Here is a 20,926-nt window from a genome sequence, read left to right as displayed (position 1 = left end):
CACCCAATGAAGAAAAAAGTAGTATTAGCTTACAGCGGCGGTTTAGATACCTCATTTTGCTGCATATATTTAACTCAGGATTTAGGTTATGAGGTACACTCGGTTATTGTAAATACCGGTGGCTTTAGCGAAGAGGAACTAAAAGGTGTTGAAGAACGCGCCTATAAAATGGGTGTAACATCGCACCATGTAGTTGATGAAACTAAAAACTTTTACGATACCTGTGTTAAATACCTGATATACGGTAACGTATTAAAAAACAACACCTACCCGCTTTCGGTAAGTGCTGAGCGTGTGAGCCAGGCAACAGCGATTGCCAACTATGCTAAAGAAATCGGCGCAGAGGCTGTTGTCCATGGTAGTACTGGTGCCGGTAATGATCAAGTACGTTTTGACATGATATTTAATATCCTGATACCGGACGTTCAGATCATCACCCCTATTCGTGATTTAAAATTGAGCCGTGAGGCGGAAATTCAATACCTGAAAGATCATGGTGTTGAGATGAATTTCGAAAAAAATAAATATTCAATTAACAAGGGCATTTGGGGAACTTCAGTCGGTGGTAAGGAAACTTTAACCTCAAATTTAGGTTTGCCTGAGGATGCATGGCCAACCCAGGTAAGCGAAACCGAACCACGTGATATAGAATTGGAGTTTGAGCAAGGCGAATTAATTGCTATTGATGGCAAGAAATATGATCACCCAACAAAAGCTATTCAGGCTTTACAGGCTATCGCGCAGCCATATGGCATCGGTCGTGATATACATGTGGGTGATACTATTATTGGTATTAAAGGCCGTGTAGGCTTTGAAGCCGCTGCACCAATGGTGATTATCAAAGCACATCATACTTTAGAGAAACATGTATTAACCAAATGGCAGTTATCGTGGAAAGATCAGTTATCGTCATTCTATGGCAACTGGTTACATGAGGGACAATTTCACGATCCAATTATGCGTAACATAGAGGCCTTTTTAAACGATACACAGCAATATGTTAGCGGTAAAGTATTTGTTAAATTATACCCGTACAGGTTCCAGGTTGTTGGTATTGAATCGGCACATGATTTAATGTCGAACAAATTTGGCAGCTATGGCGAGATGAACAACGCCTGGAGTGGCGAAGATGTGAAAGGGTTCTCAAAAATATTTGGCAACCAGGTAATGATCTACCATAAAGTAAATACCCCCCAGCCCCCTGAAGGGGGAGCAATTAATGCTTCAAAAAATTAATATGAGCACCATTAACAATACATCCGGCGAAGTTCCCCCTTCAGGGGGCGGAGGGGGTGCTTTTTCGAAAAGTGAATGCTTGAGCCACTATAAATGGGGTGATGATTGTTATGGATGGAATTTTATTGACACAGACGTTCTATCGGTAAAACAAGAGTTGATGCCACCTGATACTGCTGAACAACTGCATTATCATGAAAAATCTTCCCAGGTATTTTTTATCCTGAAAGGAAAAGCAACTTTTACCATTGATGGCGTTGAAAGCGTTTTAAAACCGGAACAAGGAATTGCAATAAAACCGGGACAAAAGCATTTCATCAGTAATAAAGAAAACAGCGATTTAGAGTTCATTTTATATTCAACACCATCTACAAAAAATGACAGGATCAACATTGAATAAAATTAAAGCCGGAATAATTGGGGGTGCTGGATATACAGGCGGTGAAATGCTGAGGATATTAGTGAACCACCCGAACGTTGATATTGCTTTTGTAAACAGCAAGAGCAATAGCGGCAACTATATTTACGAAGTGCATACCGACTTGTTTGGCGATACTGATTTAAAATTCAGCGGTGATTTGTCGCATGATATTGATGTGCTGTTTTTGTGTGTAGGCCATGGTGATGCGAAAAAGTTTTTGGCAGAAAATGATATTCCGGATAACATTAAAATTATTGACTTAAGTCAGGATTTTAGGTTAAGTCAAAATGCGCAAATCAATAATAAGAGTTTTGTTTATGGTTTACCTGAGTTACAGCGTGACGCGATAAAATCAGCTCAAAATATAGCTAACCCTGGTTGCTTTGCTACTTGCCTGCAATTGGGATTATTGCCACTGGCTGCAAGTAATAACTTGAACAGCGAAGTCCACATCACAGCTACTACAGGTTCAACCGGTGCGGGACAAAGCCCATCGGCTACTACACATTTTACGTGGAGAAACGATAATTTGTCAATTTATAAAGCATTTGATCATCAGCATTTGGGTGAGATTGGCCAATCCTTAAACCAATTACAACCCGATTTTGGTCAAACGTTAAACTTCGTCCCTTATCGTGGCGATTATACCCGTGGTATTATCGCTTCTATCTATTTAGACAGTGATTTAACTGGAGATGAAGCATTTAAACTTTACGAAGATTATTATGCATGGCATCCGTTTACGCATGTAACCAAGCGCAATATCGATCTTAAACAAATAGTAAACACCAACAAGTGCTTTATACAAATACAAAAGCATGGTAAAAAACTATTGATCACAAGTATAATTGATAATTTAACCAAAGGCGCATCAGGTCAGGCAGTTCAAAACATGAATTTAATGTTTGGCTTTGATGAAACTGCAGGACTAAAACTAAAAGCAACCGGATTTTAAGGTAGTTAAAGGTTGAAAGTGTAAAGTTGAAAGTAAGAAATGCAAGATTATAAAGAATTAATTGTTTGGAAAAGATCACATGATCTTGCATTAAGCATTTACAAATCAATGTCGGAATTTCCTAAGGAAGAGACATATAATTTAGTAAGTCAACTTAAGAGAGCGTCTACTTCAATTCCTGCAAACATTGCAGAAGGAGCTGGCAGATTTACGCAAAAAGACTTTGCAAGTTATTTACAAAACGCTTTAGGCTCCTCGCACGAAGTTGAATATCTTGTTTTACTATCAAAAGATTTGGGGTTTCTTAATCTTGAACTATATAATACGCATACACAAAACATTAATGAGATCAAAGCAATGCTAATCTCTTTAATTAAAAAAGTGAGAAATTAAAAAATTATGAGCAGTACTTTTCACTTTAAACTTTTAACTTTCAACTAACATGAAGCTATTCGACGTTTATCCAATCAATCCGATCAACATTGTAAAAGGTGTTGGCAGCCTTGTTTATGACGACAAGGGCACTGAGTATCTTGATCTTTATGGCGGTCACGCTGTAATTTCTATCGGGCATACTAACCCACGATATGTTAAGCGATTGGAGGATCAGTTACATCAAATAGGTTTCTATTCAAACTCTATCGAGATCCCTTTGCAAAAAGAACTGGCTGAAAAATTGGGTAAGGTTTCAGGTAAGGAAGATTATCAATTATTTCTTTGCAATTCAGGTGCTGAGGCAAATGAGAATGCTTTGAAGCTGGCATCTTTTTACAATGGCAAAAAGAAGGTTATCGCTTTTAAAAATGCATTTCATGGTCGTACTTCATTAGCTGTCGCGGTTACTGATAATCCTAAAATTGTAGCACCTGTTAATGAAACTGACAATGTAATTTTTGTACTATGGCAGGATGAAGCGGCCCTAGAGCAGGCATTTGCTACCAATGAGATTTCATCAGTAATTATTGAAGGTATACAAGGGGTTGGTGGCATACAGGTAGCAAGCGAAAGTTTTTTAAGAAAGATACGCACGCTATGCGATCAGCACAACGCGGTATTTATAGCAGATTCTGTACAATGCGGATACGGCCGTACCGGTAAATTCTTCTCGCATGATTTTGCCGGTATTAATGCTGATATATACAGTATGGCAAAGGGAATGGGCAATGGTTTCCCGGTTGGTGGCATCATCATATCACCAAAAATACAACCCGCCTATGGCATGTTGGGTACTACATTTGGGGGTAACCACTTAGCTTGTGCTGCAGGATTGGCTGTATTAGAAGAAATAGAGCAAAATAATCTAATGCAAAATGCCGCTGAAGTTGGCGGTTACTTAATAAGCGAGTTGAAGAAATTTAAACAGGTTAAGGAAATACGTGGCCGTGGTTTGATGATTGGCATTGAATTACCTGCTGAATTAGCCAACGTTAAAAAGGACTTGCTTTTCAAGCATCATATATTTACAGGCGAAGCCAAACCTAACGTGATCAGGCTTTTACCGGCGCTTAATTTAACTAAAGCGCATGCGGATAGATTTTTAGAAGCATTTACAACAGTATTAAATCAACAATTAGTCCCTTCTTCGTAAATGAAGAAGGCCATTAGCCTATGAAACTTTTCACTTCTGTACACGACGTAACTGATATTAATGCCCTTGCAGCCGAGGCTTTGCAATTAAAGCAAAACCCATACGCGCAGCAGCATTTAGGTAAAAACAAAACCTTAGGACTTGTTTTTTTAAACCCAAGTCTGCGTACACGTATGAGCACCCAAAAAGCTGCCTTAAATTTAGGCATGAATGTAATGGTACTTAATATGGATAAAGAAGGCTGGGCTTTAGAGCTACAGGATGGCGTAGTGATGAACGGTTCTACCGTAGAGCATATCCGCGAAGCGGCAGCTGTATTAGGCCAATATGTTGATATTATTGGGGTTCGCTCCTTCCCGGGTTTAAAGAATCGTGAGGAGGATTATAACGAGGAGATATTTAACAAGTTTGTTAAATACTGTGGCGTTCCAGTGGTAAGTTTGGAATCTGCTACACGTCATCCATTGCAAAGTTTGGCTGATTTGGTTACTATCACTGAATTAAAAACAAAACCTCGTCCAAAGGTCGTATTAACATGGGCACCACATATAAAACCATTGCCACAAGCGGTACCAAACTCTTTTGCGGAATGGATGTGTAAGGCTGATGTGGATTTTACGATCGCGCATCCTAAAGGTTATGAATTAAGTACCGATTTTACTGATGGCGCAACAATCACCCATAATCAGGACGAAGCTTTGGCTGATGCGGATTTTATCTACGTAAAAAACTGGTCGGCTTTTGAACCTTATGGCAAGATATTGCCGGGTAACGATGATTGGATGTTAACCAACGAGAAGTTGAAGGTTACCAATGATGCTAAAGTAATGCATTGCTTACCCGTACGACGCAATTTGGAGCTATCAGATGAGATTTTGGATGGGCCTTCATCTATTGTAGTGCATGAAGCCGGAAACCGTGTATGGGCTGCTCAGGCTGTACTAAAACAGATGCTTGAGAATTTATAACAATGTATATACCAAACTTCAATACTTTCCCGGATAAGCAAGAAGTGCTTACCTATATGCGGAAGTATAGCTTTGGTACCATTATAACATCTGCAAACAACTTACCCGTAGCAACACATTTACCTTTTTTAATAGATGAAAAGGATGGTCAGATAATTATCTCGTCGCATTTTGCCAAGGCGAATCCGCAGGCATTGGATGTGTATGGGAATACTAATCTCATCATTTTCACCGAGCCGCACGCTTACATTTCCCCCAAAAATTATCCAAAGGAAGCCGAAGTACCTACGTGGAATTACATAGCGGTACACGCTTATGGAAAAGCTCGTTTATTGAATGGCGAGCAAGAGCATCTTGACCTGTTGGAACGTACCATCAAGAATTATGAAGCTGGATATTTTAGGCAATGGCAAAATCTGCCTGATGACTACAAGTCAAAAATGATAAAAGGCATTGTTGGATTTGAGATAATTGTAACCGACCTACAGGCCAAAAGTAAACTTAGCCAAAACCGTAGTGAAGTTGAAAAGGACAATATTATTCATTCCTTAAGCGAAAGTCCATCTGAAAGTGAGCGGGAGATAGCACAATACATGTCTTCGTTAAAAAAGCATTAAGCTGGTTTATTTCTAAAGGAGAAATTGATAACCCTATTAAGGGTGAGCCCTTGTATCACTATAGAAAATATCACTACAAAATAGCTGCCTGCTAAAATAATTTCCCTATAAATAGAATGCGGCAGCGAAAGCGCCAATGCTATGGATATACCGCCACGTAAACCTGCCCAGGTTAATATATTTACGTTTGCATAATTAATTTTCAGTGAATGCCTTAGGAAAGTAACCGGTAAAGCGATGCTGACCCACCGGGCTATCAGCATTAATACAATCACTATACCGCCTGTAATAAAGTAGTTGGTAATAAACGAAAGGTTTATCATTTGTAAACCCAGCATAACAAACAATATGGTGTTTAACATTTCGTCAACCAGTTTCCAGAATTTCCCCAGTGCTTCATTGGAATGTTCTTTATCATCAGAGTTGATGGAGCGGTTGCCCATAAACAAACCCGCGGCTACTACAGCCAGGGGAATTGATAAACCCGCGTAAATACATATTAAGGAAATACTCATTACCAAAGCCAGGGAAACCAATACAATGGTTTGAAAATCGCTAATGGAACGCATTAACCGGTATGCAAAAAATCCCATAAATATCCCTAAGGCTATACCACCAAAAACTTCCCTTACAAACAAGATAGCCGTTTTCGCAAAATCTATATTATCGGTGCCGGTTCTGGTAATTTCAAGAATAGTGATAAACAGCACCAACCCTACTCCATCATTAAATAAAGACTCGCCGGTAATAATCATCTCTAAATGTGTTGGAAGCTTCGAGCCTTTGATAACAGCCCCTACGGCAACCGGATCTGTGGGTGATATTAATGCGCCAAATAGAAAGCAATAAACAAGGTCGACATGAATATTAAATAACAAACCTATATAGTGAAATAATAAACCGAAAACGGCTGTGGATATAATAACGCCAACGGTACTTAATATCATAACAGGAGCCATTTCCCGTCGCAGCTTCTTCGTGTCTACATTAAGTGCACCCGCAAATAACAGGAACCCCAGCATAATATCGAGCACAACCTTAGAGAAATCGATATTTTTTGCCAGCAATGTTAAGTACCGGGCAAAATAAGGGTCGGATTTATCTACGATCAGTGTTATAACCGATGCAATTACCGCTATGGTAATGATACCTATGGTACCCGGCAATTTAACAAAGCGAGCATTTACATAAGAGTAAACAGCACTAACTATTACAAGAAGGGCGATAATTATAAACAGATCCATACCAGTTGAATTAAGAGCCGCTCCGGCAAAAATATATTGTTATTTAGCTACAGGCTCCGTCATCATGGTTTCAGTATTAAAATATCTTACTACCAGCCTATTGTCACTGTTTCTATTAAAATAATTAAGGAACCATGTTAAAAATACGCTTAGCTTGTTACTAAAACCTGCAAGCGTTAGTATATGCACAAAGCCCCACAATAACCAGGCAAAAAATCCCTGAAAATGAAATATACCCAAATCTGCCACTGCTTTATTGCGGCCAATAGTAGCTAACGATCCTTTATCAAGATATTTAAAGGGGACGGTAGGTTCGCCTTTAATCATACGGACAATATTTTTTGCCAAATGTTGGCCCTGTTGCATTGCCGCCGGTGCCACGCCGGGAAGCCCGTTAGGCATATCGCTGGTAATCATTGCTGCCACATCCCCTATTGCGAAAATATTTTCATAGCCATTAACCCGGCTAATTTCGTCGGTTAGTATGCGGCTTCCCCTAGTAATAGTATCCTCCGGGATTCCATCAATTAACTCGCCTTTTACGCCTGCTGCCCAAAATACATTTCGAGTGTGAATTACTTTGCCATCATCAATTTTAAGTTCATAACCATCATAACTTTGTACATGCACGCCATTGTAAATAGTTACTTCGCCTTCCTCTAAAAACTCTTTTGCTTTTTGAGATGCCTTTGGCGTCATGGCAGCCAGCAGCCTGTCCTTACCCTCTACCAAATACACTTTCATGTGCTGCTTTTTTAGGCCATGGTAATCTTTCACTAAGATCAATTGCCTCATTTCGGCTAACGCTCCTGATAGTTCCACTCCGGTAGGTCCGCCGCCAACCACCACAAAGGTCATTAGGGCTTCTCTCTCATTATATGTCTTGGTTACTAGTGCTTTTTCCAGATTTTGCAGGATCAGGCTCCTGAGATTTAACGCTTCCGGGATATTCTTCATCGGCATAGCAAAATGCTCAATCTCCTTATTACCGAAAAAATTGGTGTTTGATCCGGTGGCAATTACTAAGTAATCGTAGGTTATATCACCAATATCGGTACTTACTGTATTACTCTCCGGGTTAATTCTTTTAACATCAGTCAGGAAAAATCTGAAGTTATCTTGTTTAGTGAATATCCTGCGAATAGGAAAGCCTATTGAGTCAGCAGGAATGGCTCCCATTGCTACCTGGTAAAGTAAAGGTTGAAAGGTATGATAATTATGTCTGTCAAGCATCATCACCTTTACAGGTGCGTTCTTAAGATGCTTAGCTAATTGTATTCCTCCAAATCCCCCGCCGATTATAACAACGCGAGGTACGCTTTTATTTGGTGTATCCATATTGTAGTATAAGCAATAAAACTACCATTTGTGTTTTGAAATAATGTAATACGGATGTTATTTATACTATAGCGATTCTTAAAATCTAAAAATTACTAAATTTCCAGCCACTTCGGTAGCCAAATGAGTTTGACGAAGTGATAATATTAATTTACACTAATCGCTGTATTACCGTATCATTTTACGTTAAAATAATACGAAGCTTAGGGGTATAGATTCTATTTATCACCGTTTTTATTAGTTTTAAATGACAAATATTAAAACGTTTACCATTTTGGGGTGGTATTTTATCAAAAAAAGATATTAAATGATTATTATTTATTAATAAACAACCAAAAATTACTATTTTTAACCCACAAGTGTTAAAAAATGAAAAAAATAACCCTTTTTATTTGCTTCGTGTTATTTATATTTGTTTCACAGGCTCAAGTAAAAAAGGTTGACAGCTGGACCGACGGTAAATACGTAACCGTAAATGGTGCTAAGCTTTGGGTGGTGATTGTTGGTGAAGGTGACCCGATCATTTTTATTCCCGGCGGACCGGGCGGAAACCATTTAGGATATAGAGACTTTGATCCGCTTGCTGAAAATCATCATCAGTTAATTTATTTTGATGCTTTTGGCAGAGGAAAATCCGACACCGCGAAAAAGATTAGTGAATACACACTTGCCCGTGACATTGAGGACATTGAAAGTTTACGAATTGCCTTAAAGCTGGATAAAATAACGGTATTGGGTCACTCCTATGGCGGAGTGGTTGCCCAGGGTTATGCATTAAAGTACCCAGACCATCTAAGCCATTTAATTTTGGCTGATACCTTCCACAGTTTTGTAATGTGGCAGGAGAACGATGACAATAGCAACCGGGAGATCAAAACGAACTATCCGGAGATATGGGATCAGTTGATGGCCATACGTAATGCAGGCGCGGTTTCAAGTGATGCTATACATCAGGAAATTTATGGCAGAGTGCCATATGGATTTTTGTATGCTTACAACCCGTCAAATTTTGAAGGCGGAGCAAAGGGGGATTATAAACCCTATCCTAACCCGATGAATACGAAGCTTTACTACCAAATGGTAGGTAAGGATGGTGATTTTATAGTAGGAAGCGATATTGGCACATTTGATTATCGCAAGCAGCTTAAGGATTTAAAGATGCCGGTATTAATTGAAACCGGCCGCTATGATCGGGTTGCTGTACCCTGGATGGCTATTAAATTTAAGCAGTATTGCCCGCAGGCAGAGTTTGTAATGTTTGAACACTCAGGGCACAATCCGCAGGTTGAAGAACCTGAAAAGGATTTTAAAGTTATTAATGATTTTTTAGCGAAATGATAGTTAAAGTACTTCTACTTTCGTAAAGGTATTTACTAAACTTATGGATAAGAACAAAAGAAGAAACGCTCTACATATTATAAAAATTGGCGGGAACGTTATAGATAATTCAGAAAATCTGCACAATTTTTTGAAGGATTTTACTGAACTGGAAGGATATAAAATATTGGTGCATGGTGGCGGTAAAGTAGCCACTCAACTTTCCGAAACATTGGGCATCGAAGCAAAGATGGTTGATGGCAGGCGAATTACCGATATTGAAACATTGCGCATAGTTACCATGGTTTATGGTGGCCTCATTAATAAAAATATTGTTGCCCAACTGCAACGGTTTGGCAATAACGCCATTGGCCTTACAGGTGCCGACGGTAATTTTATACGTACAAAAAAACGACCGGTAAAAACTATTGATTATGGTTTCGTAGGTGATATTGACGAGAAGTCAATCGACCCCGAAAACATAAAAAAATTAATGGATGCCGGGTTCACCCCCGTTTTTTGTGCACTTACACACGATGGAGAAGGACAATTACTAAACACCAATGCCGATACCATTGCATCGGCGCTGGCGGTTTCATTAGCTGATTTATATGAAACCACGTTGATTTATTGTTTTGAGAAAAAGGGTGTATTAAAAGATATTGATGATGAAGAATCATTAATAAAAGAAATTGACCTTACACAATACGAAGAATTAAAACAACAACAAATAATACACAGCGGGATGCTGCCTAAGCTTGATAATGCTTTTACTGCTATTAATTGTGGCGTAAAATCGGTAATTATTGGCCATGCAGCTGACCTCGGCAAGTTAAAACAGAATAGCTCATTTGGAACTCGTTTAAGTAAAAACGCATGAATTCACAACAAAATATTGCCATAATTGGCAGCGGAAACATTGGCTTATCATTAGCTAAAGGATTGGTAAAAGGGGGGATATGCAAACCGCAGCAGATTATACTTACCCGTAGAAACATTACAACGTTGGACTCATTGGCAGACGAGGGTTATTACGTTACCGATAACAATATTAAAGCGGTTAAACGTGCAGACATTGTTGTGCTGGCTGTATTACCACAGCAGTTGAATAAACTACTCGACGAGATTAAACCGGCCATCAAGTCCGAAAAACAATTGTTGGTTTCTGTTATATCCGGCGTTACTTGTGCCGATATACGTAAACAATTGGATATTAATGTTCAGGTTATACGCGCCATGCCTAATACGGCTATTGCCATAGGCCATTCCATGACCTGTATTGCTACCGATACCGGTACTACCAAGAATGTCAACCTGGTAAAATCATTATTTGATACCGTTGGGGTAAGTATCCAAATAAACGAAGAATTGATGACATCGGCTACAGCACTTTGTGCCTGTGGTATCGCCTTCTTCTTAAGGTCGATCAGAGCAGCTTCACAAGGTGGCACTGAAATTGGTTTCCATTCTGCCGATGCGCTTAAAATGGCTGCACAAACTGCCAAAGGAGCCGCTGATTTAATTTTACAATTATCATCACATCCGGAGCAGGAAATTGATAAGGTAACTTCGCCAAGTGGTTGTACCATTGCAGGCTTAAATGAGATGGAACATAACGGTTTTAGTTCGGCTATGATAAAGGGGATTAAATTATCGGCAGATAAGGCTGGTGAGTTGTATCATAACGAGAGCTAACACTCAGCTAGTTAATGGATTTTGTACCTTTTGATACAGTTGGACTTACTGTAAGTCAGTTTGATGATTTTTATCAAACTTATAATGTACTTAAGGAGAAGTTTGATATTCAACCAACTGGTAATATCAATTTCAATTTAGATGATTTTGAGACGTTTAAATTTTATACTGACACTAAAATCAGAGGTTCATTTGTAATTAAGCGTGCCAAAAATGATTGTTATATATTATTTGTAGAGGTACGTTACAAAACAATGGGCGGTAAATCTGGCTACGCTTATCATCAGGATTACCAAACCTGGGCTATCTCTTATTTAAAGCAAGATTTTGGCCGGGTACTGATTCGACGAGAAACTTTAGCAGATAAAATAGTGGAGCTGGTTCATCCGGTGGAGATAGATTTTGCGGAAGATAAAGCCTTTAGCGATACCTTTTATGTGTTAGCTAATGATCATCAGAAAGCTGTTGCGGGGATAAACCGAAATTTCAGGAACGCGGTTATGGATATCAGATCAGATAATTTTGTGATCGAGATAAATGAGCACTCGTTGATTATCGGCAACCGCAATACGCTATCGCCAGAAAAATCAGTTCACTTAGCAGAATTTATTGAGCGGATCGCGAATTTATGTTGACGGTAAGCCGTTAAACTTTGATGGTACTTCTGTCAACCTTATGAATATCGGTATTTAAGTAATCTTTTTCAATTAATCCATCGCGCATGCGCACAATACGGTGGGCATGCTGGGCAATGTCTTCTTCGTGCGTTACCAAAATAATGGTGTTGCCTTTATCATGAATATCTTCAATCAAGCCCATTATTTCAATAGAGGTTTTGGTATCGAGATTACCTGTAGGCTCATCGGCCAATATGATGGATGGGTTATTGATCAATGCCCTTGCTACAGCTACACGCTGCCTTTGTCCGCCTGAAAGCTCATTAGGCTTGTGCGTAACACGATTACCAAGCCCTACATTTTCAAGGGATTTTTTTGCCCGGTCGAGCCTTTCATCTCTACCTATTCCAGCATAAACCAATGGCAGGGCTACGTTTTCCAACGCACTGTTACGTGGTAATAAGTTGAACGTTTGGAATACGAAACCGATTTCTGAATTACGAACCTCAGCCAAATCATTCTCCGTCATGTGACTAACGTTGATCCCGTTAAGAATGTATTCACCTTTACTTGGGGTATCCAAACAACCCAGAATATTCATCAGGGTTGATTTACCTGAACCGGAGGGCCCCATCAATGCCACAAATTCACCTTTATTTATCGTTAACGATACCGATTTAAGCGCATGAATAATTTCAGTGCCTATCACATATTTTCGTCCGATATCTTTAATGGTAATTAATGGCTCCATGCGTTTTTGTTTGTTGGACTAAGGTTGGGATTGTTTTGTTACACAGGTTTGTTTTTATTCCTTTTATTGTCATTCTGAGCAGAGCGAAGAATCTATCTGTCATGCATGACGTTTGCAATGTTCTGAGATTCTTCGCTCCGCTCAGAATGACAAAAGGGGCAATTACTTCTCGATAACCTTCGCTACCAAAAAATATTCATCAGTATGCTTAGGCGAGTTTTTTAAACCTTCTTCAGTAGTGATTTCTTGTTTAATAACATCCTCACGCAAAACGTTAACCTCGTCGGTCATGTAAACCAGAGGTTCAACGCCTGTGGTATCAATTTCATTTAGCTTGGCCATAAAGTCCAGTATCTTGCTCATATCCTTTATCATCTCATCCTTTTCATCTTCTACAAGTTCAAGGCGAGCCAGATTGGCTACTTTTTCAACTGTTTCCTTATCAATTATCATAATGCTGATTGTAATTTTTGATCCATTATTGCATAAACCTTATCGCGCAGCGCATCCGCGTCATCAACGGTCATATCCTTTGTTTCGATGGGCTTATGCACAAATATATGACAAACGCCCGGTTTACTGCCATATTTAAGGCCATCATCCCATAAAACTTTCCAGGTATCCAGCGCGGTTATCGGGATTATTGGCACTTGCATTTCAATAGCCAAACGGAACGGGCCATTTTTAAATTCTACTAATCTGGGTGGATAATTACCGGAGATGGTTCCCTCCGGGAATACTACCATACTCATTCCACTCTCCAAACGCTCTACTGCTTTTTTGTAAGCCCGAAAGGATGCAATTGTACTTTTCCTGTTTACTGGTATATCTACAGTGCGAAAATATAATCCGGTAACAAACCCATTCAACAATTCTTCTTTTCCCATAAAAGAAAAGTTATTTTTTGTGAGGATGCTTACCGCGGTAATATCCAGATTAGAGGTATGATTTGGGCACATGATATATGTGCGCGACCAGTCAATAGGTTCTTCAAATTCGAAATGATATTTTATTCCCGCAACCCTTGAGCTTAAATACCCCCATAAACGCCTCATTTTATTCATGGATGAGTATCGCTCCGGCTTACGCGAAAAGTAATACATCAGCGGCCAAAGGATAACATAAAAAGTGCCCACACTATAACGATAAAAATAAGTGTGTACTTTTTTTAAGAATAATTTCATTACCCCCAAATGTAAATAAATAGTTAAGTGTTAGGCAAAGTTTATGCTACCAATTTTTTATTGATTATACCATAAACTTTATCACGCAGAGCATCAGCATCATCGGCGGTTAAATTGGTAGTATCTATAGGTTTATGCACATAAAAGTGACAAACTCCTGGTTTGGTGCCATATTTAGTACCATCATCCCAAAGCATTTTCCAGGTATTGGGTGATGAAACCGGGATGATGGGAACTTTTAGCTCGATAGCCAGTTTAAATGGCCCATTTTTAAATTCATGTAATTGTGGCGGATAAACATCGCTTATTTTACCTTCGGGGAAAATAATTACGCTTTTACCATGTGTTAACTTTTCACCTGCTTTTTTAAATGCCCGATAGGACGACATTTTGCTGTCTCGATTTACAGGTATATCTACCGTTTTAAAAAACAAACCGGTCACCAGTCCGTCTACTAATTCTTCTTTGCCCATAAAGCTGTAATCGCTTTTAACTAGCAAACACATGGCAGCAATATCTAAATTAGAGGTATGGTTAGGGCATATAATATAAGTTTTGCTCCAATCTATTGGCTCCTCATAATCAAACTTAAAGAAAAAGCCTACCAGTGCCGAACTGATGAAACCCCAGAAACGCCGTATTTTGTTCATGGCTTCATATCCTGTTGGTTTTAATGATAATAGCTTGAAAAACGGCCATGCCAAAAAATAAGTTAGTGCAACGCTAACCACGTACAGGTAAATGTGTACCTTTTTTAATAGTTTCATCTTTACCAAAAATATAAAAAATCCTTACTTTCGCCACATGGAAACAGTTGTAAGTGGTATCCGTTCAACGGGTAATCTGCATTTAGGTAATTATTACGGTGCTATTCAGAATTTTATAAAAATGCAGCATGAATTTAACTGCTATTTTTTTATTGCCGATCTGCATTCATTAACCACACATCCCACTCCTGCCGACCTGCATAAAAACGTTAAACAGGTTTTGGTAGAATATTTAGCAGCAGGTATTGATCCTGAGAAATCTACTATTTACGTACAATCTCACGTACCCGAAGTATCTGAGTTGTACTTGTATTTAAATATGAATGCCTATTTAGGCGAGTTGGAACGCAGCACTTCATTTAAAGATAAAGTACGTGCGCACCCTGATAATGTGAATGCAGGTTTATTGACCTACCCGGTATTAATGGCTGCTGATATTTTGATCCACAAAGCCACTAAAGTACCTGTAGGTAAAGATCAGGAGCAACATTTGGAAATGGCGCGCACCTTTGGTAATCGATTTAACCGATTATATAATAACGAATATTTCCCCGAGCCTTATGCTTTTAATTTCAGTAACAACCTGGTAAAAATACCGGGACTGGACGGAAAAGGCAAAATGGGAAAATCGGAAGGTGAAGGTAATGCGGTATTTTTATCAGATACTCCTGAAGCCATCCGTAAAAAAGTAATGCGTGCAGTTACTGATGGTGGCCCAACTACCGAAAATCAGGAAAAACCGGTTGAGATACAAAACCTGTTCGATTTAATGACGGTGGTATCAACACCAGATACTTACGAGCATTTTGATAACCTTTACAATACTTGTCAAATTCGTTACGGTGATTTGAAAAAACAATTAGCCGAAGATATGATTATAGCTACAGCGCCAATCCGCGAACGCATTAATGATATTGCTAATGATGAGGTTTATTTGCGCCAGGTTGCACGCCATGGTGCTATAAAGGCCCGTGAGAGCGCGCAAAAAACAATTCGCGAAGTAAGAGAAATTATCGGTTTCAGAAGTTTTTAATTTCAGTTGGCAGTTGATAGTTCATGGCTGATGGTGTATATTAGTCGGAGTTATTTTTGTTAATAGTGCACTGTGTAAATTATTAACTATGATCTGTGAATACTTAACAACTAAAAAATGCACATTGCTATTGTAGGCAACATTGGAGCCGGAAAAACTACCCTTGCCGAATTGCTGGCCAAAAGCTATGGATGGGACCCACTTTTTGAAGCCGTTGATAACAACCCTTATTTAGAGGATTTTTATAACGATATGAAACGCTGGAGTTTCAACCTGCAGATCTATTTCCTGAATAGCCGCTACCGTCAGTTGATGGACATACAGGAATCTGGTCGTAATGTGATACAGGACAGGACTATTTATGAAGATGCCTTTATCTTTGCGGAGAACTTGCACGACATGGGTTTAATGACCACCCGTGACTATGAGAACTACCGCGCGATATTTGATAACATGACCGCCTATATTAAACCGCCGGATTTGTTGGTTTATTTAAAAGCATCGGTACCTACCCTGGTTAATAACATACAACGCCGTGGCCGTGAATACGAGATTGGTATTCGGATTGACTATCTATCTAAACTGAACGAAAAATACCAGAAATGGATTGGTGGTTATGATTTAGGTAAGCTGTTGGTGATAGATAAAGATGTAATAGATTTCGCCAATAACACCGAAGACATGGCTACTGTTGTGCAATTGATCGAAAGAGAATTAAACGGACTTTTTTAAGTTGAAGGTTGTGTGTTAAAAGTTGAAAGCTAAAATACATACAACTTATAACTTACAACACACGACTAATGAAAATACTCGGCATCATTCCCGCACGTTACGCATCTACCCGATTCCCAGGCAAGCCATTAATTGACATTGCAGGCAAGAGTATGATTCAAAGGGTTTATGAGCAGGCCAAAAAATGTGATTCTTTAGCTGAAGTTATTGTAGCTACCGATGACGAACGTATATTTAAGCATGTTCATGACTTTGGTGGTGTTGCCTTAATAACATCACCCGACCACCAAAGCGGCACAGACCGTTGCGCGGAAGTTGCCTTAAAACATCCGCAATACGATGTAATCATCAACATACAAGGCGACGAACCTTATATAGATCCAGAGCAAATCACTAAGGTTGCAACTTGCTTTAATAATGCCGATATACAATTATCTACCCTAATAAAAAAGATAACTACGCTGGATGAGTTGAATAACCCTAACTCGCCAAAGGTTATTATTAACAAATATTCCGAAGCGATATATTTTTCGCGTACTCCGCTCCCTTATTTGCGTGGCCACGAACCCAAAGACTGGTTAAATCATTTTACTTATTTTAAACATATCGGTATTTATGGTTATCGCGCTGATATTTTGCAACAGGTAACTAAACTGGCTATATCCTCATTAGAAAAAGCTGAAAGCCTTGAACAGCTACGCTGGGTAGAAAATGGCTACCGCATTAAAGTTGCCGAAACTGAATTGGAGACCCATGCCATTGATGTACCGGAAGACCTGGATAAACTGAAGCATTATTTAGCAGATTAGTGATTGTTTTTTGAAAAAAACGCTCATTTTTCACTCAAAAACCATCAAAAAACAGACAAAAAGAAGCATTTTTTAGTCATTTTAAGTACTAAAACAGTCATTTTTTGACTAAAAATCGACCTGAAAGCAATCTAAAAACTGCCTTTTTGATACCATTTAGGGCCTTTTTGGGTACTTTTTTGTACCAACTGTACCAGGTGTTCCACTTGTACCGTGGTACAGTATAGTAGTTAAACCCCTTTTAGCGATAACTAAATCCGGGTTCACATTTTTTTTTCTTAAATTACTTTCTATATTTGCAGCAGCTTGTCATATAGTCATACTATAAAAATGGGACGTTTTAACTTACATCATCTTCATCTGCATCATCGCCACCATATAGCGATCAGATAATTGTATGTTTCAGCACGAAACTCGAACCTCCTTTTTATTTATAGTTAACACCACATCAATTGAAAACATTAAAAATAGCGATCCAAAAATCGGGTCGGCTCAACGAAAAATCCGTTGAATTACTGAAAAACTGCGGTCTGAATTTTGAAAATTACAAAAGCTCATTGATCTCACCGGTTTCCAACTTCCCCTTAGAAATTCTTTTTCTTCGTGATGACGATATTCCTGAATATGTTCAAGACGGCATTGCCGATTTGGGTATAGTTGGCGAAAACGTTATTGAAGAAACCGAGGTAAAGGTTAATTACCTGCAAAGGTTAGGATTTGGTAAATGCTCATTAAAAATAGCAGTACCTAATAACAATTCCATAACTAAGTTAGAGCAACTGAATGGCAAATCAATTGCCACTACCTACCCGGTAATTTTAGGGAAATTCCTTAAAAACCAAGGAATACAGGCTGATATCCGCACTATTTCCGGTTCGGTTGAAATATCCCCGGGCTTAGGTTTAGCCGACGCGATCTGTGATCTGGTATCAACCGGTGGTACACTTAAAAGTAATGGATTGGTACCATTCTCTGACGTTATGTCCAGTGAAGCGGTATTGATCTGTAACGAAAGCAATTGCGAATCTGATTTGATCAAGGAATTGGTTCAACGCATACAATCGGTGCTACGTGCAAAGGAAACCAAATACGTGGTACTGAATGTACACAGAGATAACTTAAACGATGTTATTGCACTGTTGCCGGGTGTAAAAAGCCCATCAGTAGTGCCATTGGCCGAGGATAACTGGGTAGCAGTACACACTGTAATCCCGGAACGTGATTTTTGGGACAGGATAAGTCAGCTTAAGCAAGCAGGCGCACAAGGTATTGTAGTAATGCCAATTGAGAAGATCATTTTATAATCACTTAGTATCCGGTAATGAAAACGTATAATTATTCAGATCTAAGTTCATCCGAAATCAACTCACTGGTGCAGCGCAATGTTGACCCGGCAAATGAAGTTCGTGATATTGTTGAAGAAATACTGTCCAATGTAAAGCTGCATGGCGATACGGCGCTATATGATTACGCGCTTAGATTTGAACACGTAGTACTGAGTAAATTATATCTGACCAAATCAGAACTTACTGAATTAGCCAACGGTATATCTGTGGAGCAGAAAGCTGCTTTAGATACTGCCTATAAAAATATATACGCTTTTCACCAAACGCAGTTAAAAACGGAAGACAAGGTAGAAACCATGCCCGGCGTAACTTGCTGGCGTGAATTAAAACCGATAGAAAAGGTTGGTTTATATATACCAGGTGGTACCGCGGTTTTACCAAGCACTTTCTTAATGCTTGGTATTCCGGCACGTATTGCAGGCTGCCACGAAATTGTGGTTTGTACCCCCCCATCAAAAGATGGCAAAGTAAACCCATTTATTGCTTATGTAGCGTTGTTATTGAACGTAGATAAAGTATACCTATCCGGTGGTGCGCAAGCTATTGGCGCGATGGCTTACGGTACAGAAACTATCCTGAAAACGGATAAAATCTTTGGCCCGGGAAACCAATTTGTAACCAAGGCAAAAACTATCATCCAATCAACAACTACAACCGCTATTGATATGCCTGCAGGGCCATCAGAAGTTTTAATAATTGCTGATGAAACTGCCAATCCTGTTTTTATTGTTGCTGATTTATTGGCACAGGCTGAGCATGGTGTTGATAGTCAAGCTATATTAGTTACTAATTCGACAAACATCGCGCAGCAAACTGTTAAAGAGTTAACGCAACAGTTGCTTGTTTTGCCACGGGCCGAGATCGCCGCTAAGGCAATTGACAATTCCTACATCGTTATAACAAACGATTTAAATGAAGCTATGCAATTCAGCAATCAATATGCTCCGGAGCATTTAATTTTAGCTACTGAAAACTGGCAGCAAATAACGCCGAAAATTATCAACGCGGGTTCTGTTTTCTTAGGAAATTTAACCCCTGAAAGCGTTGGCGACTATGCATCGGGCACAAACCATACTTTGCCTACCAGTTCCTATGCCAAAGCGTATTCGGGTGTATCGGTAGACTCATTTGTTAAAAAAATCACTTTCCAGCATATTACGCCTGATGGGATTAGGAACATCGGGCCAACAGTGGAAATTTTAGCAGAGTTAGAAGGTTTACAGGCGCATAAAAATGCGGTCACCGTTAGAATGAAATAATCATGTTCAGCATAAATAATATAATAAGAGAAAATATAAAAAACTTAACGCCCTACTCTTCCGCAAGAGATGAGTATAAAGGCGAAGCAAGTGTTTACTTAGATGCCAATGAGAATGCCTATGGCTCACCATTGGAGCAACAATACAATCGTTATCCAGACCCTTTACAATACAAAGTAAAAAAGCGTTTAAGCGATATAAAAGGAGTTCCTCCAAGAAATATCTTCTTAGGCAATGGCAGCGATGAAGCTATCGACATCCTTTTCCGCAGCTTTTGCAATCCAGGAGTTGATAATGTGATATTGGTACCACCAACCTATGGTATGTACCAGGTTTCGGCAAATATTAATGATGTACACGTTAAAAACGTATTGCTGACCGAAGATTACCAGCTAAACATGGAAGGCATTGCCGAGGCGATAGATAAGAATACCAAAATGATCTTTATTTGCTCGCCCAACAATCCCACCGGTAATTCTATCAATCGCGAGGATGTTGAAACCTTGCTTGCCAATTTTAATGGTTTGGTTGTTGTTGATGAAGCTTATATTAACTTCAGCAGGCAAAAAACCTTTATACAGGAACTTACCGAGTACGCCAACCTGGTAGTGTTGCAAACCTTATCAAAAGCATGGGGTTTAGCCGGTTTGCGCGTAGGTATGGCCTTTGCAAGCGAGGAAATCATCGAGGTAATGAATAAGGTTAAACCACCTTACAACATCAACGAGGCTTCACAGGAATTGGCTTTAAAAGCATTGCAGAACGTAGCGCAAGTTAACGACTGGATCAAAGAAACGCTTGCACAGCGCGATAAACTGGTACTTAATCTTAAAAATTTCGATTTCGTGCTGGATATCTATCCATCCGACGCTAACTTTATATTAGTTAAAACAACCGACCCGAAAGCGATTTATAACTTTTTGGTTGAAAAGGGCATCATTGTGCGCGATCGTTCTAAAGTAGACCTCTGCGAGGGGAGCTTACGTATAACGGTGGGCACACCCGCCGAGAATGATATTTTATTGAATACTTTACAGGAATATAAATAA

Annotated in this window: 23 protein-coding genes; 17 read left to right on the top strand and 6 right to left on the bottom strand. The window is 39.2% G+C overall.

Annotated features, from left to right (window positions below):
- Positions 1-6: 6 nt before the first annotated feature.
- Genes argG through GSQ74_RS19880 form a run of 7 tightly spaced genes read left to right on the top strand, consistent with a single transcriptional unit; the run spans position 7 to position 5,785 of the window.
- Positions 7-1,236 (top strand): argininosuccinate synthase, encoded by a 1,230-nt coding sequence (gene argG, locus GSQ74_RS19910; RefSeq protein WP_158995959.1) that lies wholly within the window; start codon positions 7-9, stop codon positions 1,234-1,236.
- Between the two features lies 1 nt (position 1,237).
- On the top strand, positions 1,238-1,636 hold the full coding sequence (locus GSQ74_RS19905) for a cupin domain-containing protein (RefSeq protein ID WP_158995958.1): 399 nt from the start codon (positions 1,238-1,240) through the stop codon (positions 1,634-1,636).
- Positions 1,614-2,612 (top strand): N-acetyl-gamma-glutamyl-phosphate reductase, encoded by a 999-nt coding sequence (gene argC, locus GSQ74_RS19900; RefSeq protein WP_174236943.1) that lies wholly within the window; start codon positions 1,614-1,616, stop codon positions 2,610-2,612. Before GSQ74_RS19905 ends, argC begins: the two co-directional genes overlap by 23 nt.
- Positions 2,613-2,651: 39 nt before the next feature.
- Positions 2,652-3,005 (top strand): four helix bundle protein, encoded by a 354-nt coding sequence (locus tag GSQ74_RS19895; RefSeq protein ID WP_158995957.1) that lies wholly within the window; start codon positions 2,652-2,654, stop codon positions 3,003-3,005.
- Between the two features lie 49 nt (positions 3,006-3,054).
- Positions 3,055-4,200, top strand: a complete 1,146-nt coding sequence (locus tag GSQ74_RS19890) for an aspartate aminotransferase family protein (protein WP_158995956.1) — start codon at positions 3,055-3,057, stop codon at positions 4,198-4,200.
- Positions 4,201-4,220: 20 nt separating this feature from the next.
- Positions 4,221-5,168 carry an N-acetylornithine carbamoyltransferase gene (locus tag GSQ74_RS19885; RefSeq protein WP_158995955.1) on the top strand — a complete coding sequence of 316 codons (948 nt, stop codon included), beginning with the start codon at positions 4,221-4,223 and terminating at the stop codon, positions 5,166-5,168.
- A 2-nt stretch (positions 5,169-5,170) separates the two neighbouring features.
- A complete protein-coding gene (locus tag GSQ74_RS19880) occupies positions 5,171-5,785 on the top strand; it encodes an FMN-binding negative transcriptional regulator (protein ID WP_158995954.1) in 615 nt (204 codons plus the stop codon).
- Here GSQ74_RS19880 and GSQ74_RS19875 read toward each other — a convergent pair.
- Together GSQ74_RS19875 and GSQ74_RS19870 are read right to left on the bottom strand one after the other, a co-directional pair.
- A complete protein-coding gene (locus GSQ74_RS19875) occupies positions 5,782-7,029 on the bottom strand; it encodes a sodium:proton antiporter (RefSeq protein WP_158995953.1) in 1,248 nt (415 codons plus the stop codon). The two genes, GSQ74_RS19880 and GSQ74_RS19875, sit on opposite strands and share 4 nt — an antisense overlap.
- A gap of 39 nt (positions 7,030-7,068) precedes the next feature.
- On the bottom strand, positions 7,069-8,367 hold the full coding sequence (locus GSQ74_RS19870) for an NAD(P)/FAD-dependent oxidoreductase (RefSeq protein WP_158995952.1): 1,299 nt from the start codon (positions 8,365-8,367) through the stop codon (positions 7,069-7,071).
- Positions 8,368-8,736: 369 nt separating this feature from the next.
- On the opposite strand from GSQ74_RS19870, the gene GSQ74_RS19865 reads away from it, so the two are divergent.
- Genes GSQ74_RS19865 through GSQ74_RS19850 form a run of 4 tightly spaced genes read left to right on the top strand, consistent with a single transcriptional unit; the run spans position 8,737 to position 12,014 of the window.
- On the top strand, positions 8,737-9,705 hold the full coding sequence (locus GSQ74_RS19865) for an alpha/beta fold hydrolase (protein ID WP_158995951.1): 969 nt from the start codon (positions 8,737-8,739) through the stop codon (positions 9,703-9,705).
- A 43-nt stretch (positions 9,706-9,748) separates the two neighbouring features.
- The gene (gene argB, locus GSQ74_RS19860) at positions 9,749-10,564 is read left to right on the top strand and encodes an acetylglutamate kinase (RefSeq protein WP_158995950.1); all 816 of its coding nucleotides are present in this window, start codon (positions 9,749-9,751) and stop codon (positions 10,562-10,564) included.
- A complete protein-coding gene (gene proC / locus GSQ74_RS19855; protein WP_158995949.1) occupies positions 10,561-11,379 on the top strand; it encodes a pyrroline-5-carboxylate reductase in 819 nt (272 codons plus the stop codon). The genes argB and proC overlap by 4 nt, the downstream gene beginning before the upstream one ends.
- 14 nt (positions 11,380-11,393) lie before the next feature.
- Entirely contained in the window at positions 11,394-12,014 is a 621-nt protein-coding gene (locus GSQ74_RS19850) for a hypothetical protein (RefSeq protein WP_158995948.1), read from the top strand.
- Positions 12,015-12,024: 10 nt separating this feature from the next.
- On the opposite strand, the gene GSQ74_RS19845 is transcribed toward GSQ74_RS19850, so the two are convergent.
- From GSQ74_RS19845 to GSQ74_RS19830, 4 genes are all read right to left on the bottom strand, one after another.
- Complete coding sequence (locus GSQ74_RS19845) at positions 12,025-12,747, bottom strand: ABC transporter ATP-binding protein (RefSeq protein ID WP_158995947.1); 723 nt, start codon at positions 12,745-12,747, stop codon at positions 12,025-12,027.
- A gap of 162 nt (positions 12,748-12,909) precedes the next feature.
- Positions 12,910-13,200, bottom strand: coding sequence for an Asp-tRNA(Asn)/Glu-tRNA(Gln) amidotransferase subunit GatC (gene gatC, locus GSQ74_RS19840; protein ID WP_158995946.1), 291 nt, complete (start codon positions 13,198-13,200; stop codon positions 12,910-12,912).
- Entirely contained in the window at positions 13,197-13,931 is a 735-nt protein-coding gene (locus GSQ74_RS19835; protein ID WP_158995945.1) for a 1-acyl-sn-glycerol-3-phosphate acyltransferase, read from the bottom strand. The genes gatC and GSQ74_RS19835 overlap by 4 nt, the downstream gene beginning before the upstream one ends.
- Positions 13,932-13,972: 41 nt before the next feature.
- Complete coding sequence (locus GSQ74_RS19830) at positions 13,973-14,698, bottom strand: 1-acyl-sn-glycerol-3-phosphate acyltransferase (RefSeq protein WP_158995944.1); 726 nt, start codon at positions 14,696-14,698, stop codon at positions 13,973-13,975.
- Positions 14,699-14,735: 37 nt separating this feature from the next.
- Between GSQ74_RS19830 and trpS the strand changes: the two genes are divergently transcribed.
- The 6 genes from trpS to hisC all read left to right on the top strand — a co-directional run bounded on the left by trpS (position 14,736) and on the right by hisC (position 20,926).
- A complete protein-coding gene (gene trpS, locus GSQ74_RS19825) occupies positions 14,736-15,731 on the top strand; it encodes a tryptophan--tRNA ligase (RefSeq protein WP_158995943.1) in 996 nt (331 codons plus the stop codon).
- Positions 15,732-15,848: 117 nt separating this feature from the next.
- Positions 15,849-16,463 carry a deoxynucleoside kinase gene (locus tag GSQ74_RS19820; RefSeq protein WP_158995942.1) on the top strand — a complete coding sequence of 205 codons (615 nt, stop codon included), beginning with the start codon at positions 15,849-15,851 and terminating at the stop codon, positions 16,461-16,463.
- A gap of 68 nt (positions 16,464-16,531) precedes the next feature.
- The gene (kdsB, locus tag GSQ74_RS19815; protein WP_158995941.1) at positions 16,532-17,272 is read left to right on the top strand and encodes a 3-deoxy-manno-octulosonate cytidylyltransferase; all 741 of its coding nucleotides are present in this window, start codon (positions 16,532-16,534) and stop codon (positions 17,270-17,272) included.
- Between the two features lie 452 nt (positions 17,273-17,724).
- Entirely contained in the window at positions 17,725-18,576 is an 852-nt protein-coding gene (hisG, locus tag GSQ74_RS19810; RefSeq protein ID WP_158995940.1) for an ATP phosphoribosyltransferase, read from the top strand.
- Between the two features lie 17 nt (positions 18,577-18,593).
- On the top strand, positions 18,594-19,877 hold the full coding sequence (gene hisD / locus GSQ74_RS19805; RefSeq protein ID WP_158995939.1) for a histidinol dehydrogenase: 1,284 nt from the start codon (positions 18,594-18,596) through the stop codon (positions 19,875-19,877).
- Positions 19,878-19,879: 2 nt separating this feature from the next.
- Entirely contained in the window at positions 19,880-20,926 is a 1,047-nt protein-coding gene (hisC, locus tag GSQ74_RS19800; protein WP_158995938.1) for a histidinol-phosphate transaminase, read from the top strand.

The organism is Mucilaginibacter sp. L196 (assembly GCF_009765905.1).
Classification (GTDB): domain Bacteria; phylum Bacteroidota; class Bacteroidia; order Sphingobacteriales; family Sphingobacteriaceae; genus Mucilaginibacter.
This window is presented reverse-complemented; position numbering and strand designations above follow the sequence as displayed.